This window comes from Knoellia aerolata DSM 18566 (assembly GCF_000768695.1).
Taxonomy (GTDB): Bacteria; Actinomycetota; Actinomycetes; order Actinomycetales; family Dermatophilaceae; genus Knoellia; species Knoellia aerolata.
Window position 1 is genome coordinate 1 of the sequence record NZ_AVPL01000101.1, and the last position, 5,869, is coordinate 5,869.

At 73.5% G+C, this 5,869-nt stretch carries 5 protein-coding genes; 1 reads left to right on the top strand and 4 read right to left on the bottom strand.

Features of this window, described 5'->3' with window-relative positions:
- Positions 1-118: 118 nt before the first annotated feature.
- Positions 119-1,087, bottom strand: coding sequence for an acyl-CoA thioesterase (locus tag N801_RS18325; protein WP_035940752.1), 969 nt, complete (start codon positions 1,085-1,087; stop codon positions 119-121).
- 26 nt (positions 1,088-1,113) lie between these two features.
- On the bottom strand, positions 1,114-2,625 hold the full coding sequence (gene yczR / locus N801_RS18330; RefSeq protein WP_084109242.1) for a MocR-like transcription factor YczR: 1,512 nt from the start codon (positions 2,623-2,625) through the stop codon (positions 1,114-1,116).
- Between the two features lie 62 nt (positions 2,626-2,687).
- Here yczR and yczE point away from each other — a divergent pair, with 62 nt between their 5' ends.
- Positions 2,688-3,479: a membrane protein YczE gene (yczE, locus tag N801_RS18335; RefSeq protein WP_245618508.1), complete on the top strand. Its 792-nt coding sequence runs from the start codon at positions 2,688-2,690 to the stop codon at positions 3,477-3,479.
- On the opposite strand, the gene N801_RS18340 is transcribed toward yczE, so the two are convergent.
- Complete coding sequence (locus N801_RS18340) at positions 3,390-5,528, bottom strand: RecQ family ATP-dependent DNA helicase (protein WP_035940756.1); 2,139 nt, start codon at positions 5,526-5,528, stop codon at positions 3,390-3,392. The two genes, yczE and N801_RS18340, sit on opposite strands and share 90 nt — an antisense overlap.
- 151 nt (positions 5,529-5,679) lie before the next feature.
- A partial coding sequence (locus N801_RS18345) for an AMP-binding enzyme (RefSeq protein ID WP_035940753.1) occupies positions 5,680-5,869 on the bottom strand: 190 nt, incomplete at its 5' end.

The window sequence follows — 5,869 nt, forward strand, 5'->3', positions numbered from 1 at the left end:
CGACTTATTGCGCATTCCGGCCGTACGCGCCCGACTCATTGCGCATTCCGTGTACGGAATGCGCAATAAGTCGGGCTGCCAGGAACGGAATGCGCAATAAGTCGGGAAAGCGCTGGGGTCAGGTGGGGGTTTGGGGGCGGAGGCGGAGCATGCCCTCCTGGGCGACGGTGGCGACCAGGGTGCCGTCCGCGGTGAACATCCGGCCGATCCCCAGACCCCGGCCGCCCTGGGCCGACGGCGACTCCTGCGCGTAGAGCACCCACTCGTCGGCGCGGGCCGGGCGGTGGAACCACATCGCGTGGTCGAGCGAGGCGACGTTGAGGGTGCCGTCCGTCCACTGTCGACCGTGCCGACGCAGCACCGGCTCGAGGAGCGCGTAGTCGGACGCATAGGCGAGGACGGCGCTGTGGAGCAGCGGGTCGTCCGGGAGCTCGCCGATCGCCCGCAGCCAGACGCTCTGATGGGCGACCTCCTCGGGCCCCGGGGCCACGAAGAGGTTGCCCTCGACGTGGCGCTGCTCGATGGCCCGGCCCTCGGCGAGGTGCTTCGCACCGGGGTGGTCGATGCCGCCGAAGACGTCGCTGAGCGACTTCAGCCCGTCGGGCAGCGGAACCTGCGGCATGGGGTCCTGGTGGTCGAGCCCGTCGGCGGGCTCCTGGAAGGAGCAGCTCATCGACAGGATGGGCTTGCCGTTCTGCAGGGCGTGAGCGCGCCGGGTCGAGAACGAGCGCCCGTCCCGCATCTTCTCGACGGCGAAGTGGATCGGCTGGGTGTCGTCGCCCGGGCGCATGAAGTAGGCGTGCAGCGAGTGCAGCGGCCGGGGCGTGTCGGTGCTCACGGTGCGTCCGCAGGCGATGACCCCCTGCGCGAGGACCTGCCCACCGAAGACCCGACCGTGCGGCATCTTCTGGCTCTGGCCGAGGAAGAGCGTCATGTCCTCGCCGAACGACATCGGGACCGAGGCGCCCGCGTCCCGTCCGGCGGCAGCGTTGCGCGCGGTCGTGATGGTGACCTCCGCCGTGCCCACCTCGTCGAGGTCGAGCACGTCGAGCAGATGGGCCAGGGCCGGCTGGGGGGCGTCAGTCACAGCGTCACCCTAACGAGGACTGCCGCTCAGGCCACCAAGGGACCACGGGGGTGGGCCGGTCGCCCCCGCGCGTGGCGCGCAGCACCCGGCGACCCCGGCGACCCCGCCGGCCCCGCCGGCCCCGCCGACCCCGCTGATCCCGCCGCCACGCGCTCGATCGCCCGGGCCAGCCGCTCGACGGCCTCGACGAGCTCCGCCGGGGGCAGGACGTAGGGGAGGCGGATCCACCGGTCGAGCCCACCTGCCGCCGCGAAGCGCGGACCGCTCGCCACGAGGAGGCCCTCGTCCTCGGCGGCGAGGGTCACCTCGGCAGCGACGGGCTCCGGCAGCTCGACCCAGAGGGAGAGGCCACCCTGCGGCCGCACGAAGCGCAGCGAGGGCAGCCGGGAACGCAGGGCCGACGCGAGGCTGTCCCGGGCCTCGACGAGCCCGCGCCTCCGCTCGTCGGTGATGCCCGGGGCGTCGCGCATGAGGTGCAGCAGCACGAGCTGGTCGATGACGGGCGCCCCGATGTCGAAGGGGACGCGCGCGGCGACGAGGGAGTCGTGCAGGCGCCGGGGTGCGCGGATCCACCCGATCCGCAGGCCGCCCCAGTGCGACTTCGAGGCGCTCCCGACCGAGATCGTGTCGGTGTGGTGCGCACCGAACGGCAACGGCATCGGGCCCTCATGGTCCAGCCCCATCTCGGCCACCGTCTCGTCGACGACTGCCGTGATGCGCGCCCGCCCCAGAGCGGCTGCGACAGAGGCGCGCTCGTCGTCGGACATGAGGTTGCCGGTGGGGTTGTGGAAGTCCGGCAGGAGAATCGCCGCCCTCGCCCCCGAGGCACGGATCGTCGCGGTCATCGTCGGCACGTCCCAGCCGTTGGGCTCGACCGGCACGGCTGAGATCCTGGCCCGCAGCTGGTTCAGGGTGGGGAAGATGTTGGGGTAGGTCGGCGTCTCCAGGACGACGGCGTCGCCGGGGGAGAGCAGGGCCCGGGCGGCGATGGCCGTGCCGACGACGGCCCCGGTCGTGATGATGACCTCGTCGGCGTTCGTGGGCAGCCCCCGCTCGGTGTAGCGCGCGGCGACGACCTCGCGCAGCTCGGGCACTCCCGACAGGAGGTAGCCGCTGCCGCAGAGGTACCCCGGCGAGGCCGCGATCGCCGCCTCCGCGGCCTGGGTCATCCCGGCCGGGGCCCGCAGCGCCGCGCAGGTGAGGTCGATGGTCCCCTCCGGGACGTCCGGCGAGAGGTGGAGCCCGGTGTCACGGCGGACCACCCCCGTCGGCAGGCTCGCCACGCTGCCCGAGCCACGGCGCGAGGTGAGGTACCCGCGCTCGCGCAGCACGGCATACGCGCTGCTCACGGTGGTCCGGCTGAGACCCAGCGCCGCGGTGAGGTCGCGCTCGCTGGGCAGGCGCGTACCGACGGTGATGCGTCCGTCGGCGATGAGGAGGCGGAGCGAGTCCGCGACGACCTGGTATGCCGGGTGCTCGCCTGCCGTGGGACCGACGAGGTCCGCGACGCGGGCGGCAGAGAGGACGGGAGCAGGCATGGGGCCACTGTCGCACAAGTGGCCATGGATGAGGAGGCCACTTGTCCCGCATGCTGGAGCCCATGAGCCCGATCCAGACCCTGCGCGCCGGTGCCACCCGGCGGGTCACCCTGCTGCCGATGACGCCGATGGAGCAGCTGCGCGCCGGACACACGGTGCGTCGCGTCTCCCAGCTCCTCGTCGGGCTGTGGCTCTACGGCACCGCGATGGCGATGTTCATCCGGGCCGAGCTGGGGCTGGACCCGTGGGACGTCTTCCACTACGGCGTGCAGCAGCACCTCGGCTGGAGCTTCGGGACCGTGGTCATCGTCGTGGGCGCGCTCGTCCTGCTCCTGTGGATCCCGCTGCGGCAGTGGCCGGGTCTCGGGACCGTGGCCAACGTCTTCGTCATCGGCATCGCCACCGACGTCATGCTCGGCGTCCTCGAGACACCGGACGCGCTGTGGCTGCGCTGGGTGCTCCTGCTCGGCGGGATCGTCGTCAACGGCATCGGCGGGGCGATGTACATCGGCAGCCAGTACGGCCCCGGTCCCCGCGACGGGCTGATGACCGGGCTCAGCCTCCGCACCGGGCTCTCCATCCGGCTCGTCCGCACCAGCCTCGAGGTGACCGTGCTGGCCGTCGGCTGGCTGCTCGGCGGCGTCGTGGGCTTCGGGACGGTGCTCTACGCGGTCCTCATCGGGCCCGCGGTCCAGGCGTTCCTGCCGATGCTCACCGTGCGGGTCACTCCTCCGTCGCGCCTTCGCCACGGCATCCCGGACGACTCAGCCGTCGACGGCGAGGGCAAAGGGGAGGACCCCGTCGACACCCGCGCGGCGCAGCTCGCGGCCAGCGACGGTCAGCGTCCAGCGTGAGCTGACGAGGTCGTCGACGAGCAGCACCGGACCGCGCACGTCGGCCAGTGTCGCCGCCAGCTCGGGTCCGACGACGAGCCGCTCCCACACACCGGCGAGCCGGAAGGCGCTGTTGCCGCCGGGCTGACCGGTCGGGCCGCCGTGCTCGAGGTCGAGCGTGCCGAGGAACGGCAGCCGCCCGATCTCGGCGAGCCCGTGGGCGAGCGACTGGACCAGCTGCGGGTGGCTGCGCGAGGGCATGGCCACGATGCCCGCCGGCCGCTGCGACCAGCCCCAGCCCGCGAGCACGCCGACACACGCGCGCAGCAGCTCAGGCGTGGCGGGGGCGTCGTCGCGCAGGACGTCACGCAGCCGCTGGCCCCAGCCGAGGTCGCTCATCCGGGCCAGGGCGCGACCCGACGAGAGGGCCTCGCCGGCCGTGATCTTGCCCTTGACCGGGACGCCGAGCCGGTCCATCCCGGTCGGCCACTGGGCCCGGGGGTCGAGGTCGACCCCCACCCGTGCCAGGCGCTCGCGGGCGGCGCCGACGACCCGCTCGGGCACGTCGGTGGCGAACCACTGACCGGCGCAGGAGTCGCAGCGCCCGCACGGGACCGCGGTGTCGTCGTCGAGGGTGCGCTGGAGGAAGGCCATGCGGCACTCGGTCGTGCTCTCGTAGTCGAGCATGAGCTGCTGCTCGTCGGTGCGGCTCTGGGCCACCCGCGCGTAGCGGTCGGCGTCGTAGGTCCACGGCTGGCCCGTGCCGGTCCAGCCGCCCTGGACCCGGGTCACGGCGCCGTCGACGTCGAGCACCTTGAGGAGCAGCTCGAGCCGGGTGCGGCGCACGTCGACGACGGTCTCGATCGCGGCGGTCGACAGGGGACGCCCGGCCTCGGCGAGCGCACGCAGCACCGCGTCGGCCTGCTCCTGTCGGGGCATCGACACCGACGCGAAGTAGTTCCAGATGTCCTTGTCCTCGGGACCGGGCAGGAGGAGGACGTCGGCGCGCTCGGTGGCTCGCCCCGCGCGGCCGACCTGCTGGTAGTACGCCACCGGTGACGACGGGGCGCCGAGGTGCACGACGAAGCCGAGGTCCGGCTTGTCGAAGCCCATGCCCAGCGCGGACGTCGCGACGAGGGCCTTGACCTCGTTGTCGCGCAGCGAGCCCTCGAGGCGTTCACGGTCGGCGGGGTCGGTGCGCCCGGTGTAGGACGCGACGCGGTGCCCGGCCTCGGACAGGGCGCCCGCCACCTCCTCGGCCGCCGCCACGGTGAGCGTGTAGACGATGCCGCTTCCGGGCAGTTCGTCGAGGTGGGCCAGCAGCCAGCCGAGGCGCTGCTCGGGTGACATCGAGCTGAGCACCCCGAGCCGGAGGGAGTCGCGCGCCAGCCCACCGCGCACGGTGAGGACCTCGTCGCGCCCGACCACCCCGCCCTGCGCCGTGACACTCAGCTGCTCGACGACGTCGGTGACGACCCGGGCGTTGGCCGTCGCCGTCGTGGCCAGCACGGGCACGTCGGCCGGCAGGCCCTCGAGGAGGTCGCGGATCCGGCGGTAGTCGGGTCGGAAGTCGTGGCCCCAGTCGGAGACGCAGTGGGCCTCGTCGACGACGAGGAGCCCGCACCGCCGGGCCAGGTCGGGCAGCTGCTCCTCGCGGAAGCGCGGGTTGTTGAGCCGCTCCGGGCTCACGAGCAGGACGTCCACCGAGTCGGAGGCGAGCGCCTGTCGCACCTCGTCCCAGTCCTGGGCGTTGGCGGAGTTCATCGTCACGGCGCGGATGCCGGCCCGCGTGGCGGCGGCGATCTGGTCGCGCATGAGGGCGAGCAGCGGCGAGATGATCACCGTCGGGCCGGCACCCTGCGCCCGGCGCAGGGCCGTGGCCACGAAGTAGACGGCCGACTTGCCCCACCCGGTGCGCTGGACGACGAGCACCCGGGAGCGGTCGGCGACCAGCGCCGTGATCGCGTCGAGCTGCCCGTCGCGGAAGTCGACGTCGTCACGCCCCACCAGCCGGCGCAGGGCGGCGGTGGCGTCGGCGGCAAGGGTGGTGGTCTCAGCAGCGTTCGTCATGGTCACCCCACCGTAGGCGGGCTTCCCGACAACGCCGACCACGCCGGCCCCCTCCACCGCGCCCCCCCCCGCCGACCTCCACCGCGCCGACCTTCCCCCGGCCGGCCCCGGACGGTGAGCGGGGCACCGCCGGGAGCGGACGGCATACGGGTCAGGTCGGGTCGGCGAGCAGCTGGTTGCGGACCTGTCGGCGCAGGACCTTGCCGATCTGCGAGCGCGGGAGCTCGTCCACCACGACGATCCGTCGTGGCACCTTGTAGGCGGCGAGCGCGGACCGGCAGAACTCGCGAGCCGCGTCGGTGTCGAAGTCGGCCGCATCGGTCGTGACCACGGCGACGACC

What these genes read in the sequence shown, in the direction of transcription:
- yczR (WP_084109242.1), bottom strand. Translation starts at nt 2,625, where the DNA reads ATGCCTGCTCCCGTCCTCTCTGCCGCCCGCGTCGCGGACCTCGTCGGT.
- yczE (WP_245618508.1), top strand. Translation starts at nt 2,688, where the DNA reads ATGAGCCCGATCCAGACCCTGCGCGCCGGTGCCACCCGGCGGGTCACC.
- N801_RS18340 (WP_035940756.1), bottom strand. Translation starts at nt 5,528, where the DNA reads ATGACGAACGCTGCTGAGACCACCACCCTTGCCGCCGACGCCACCGCC.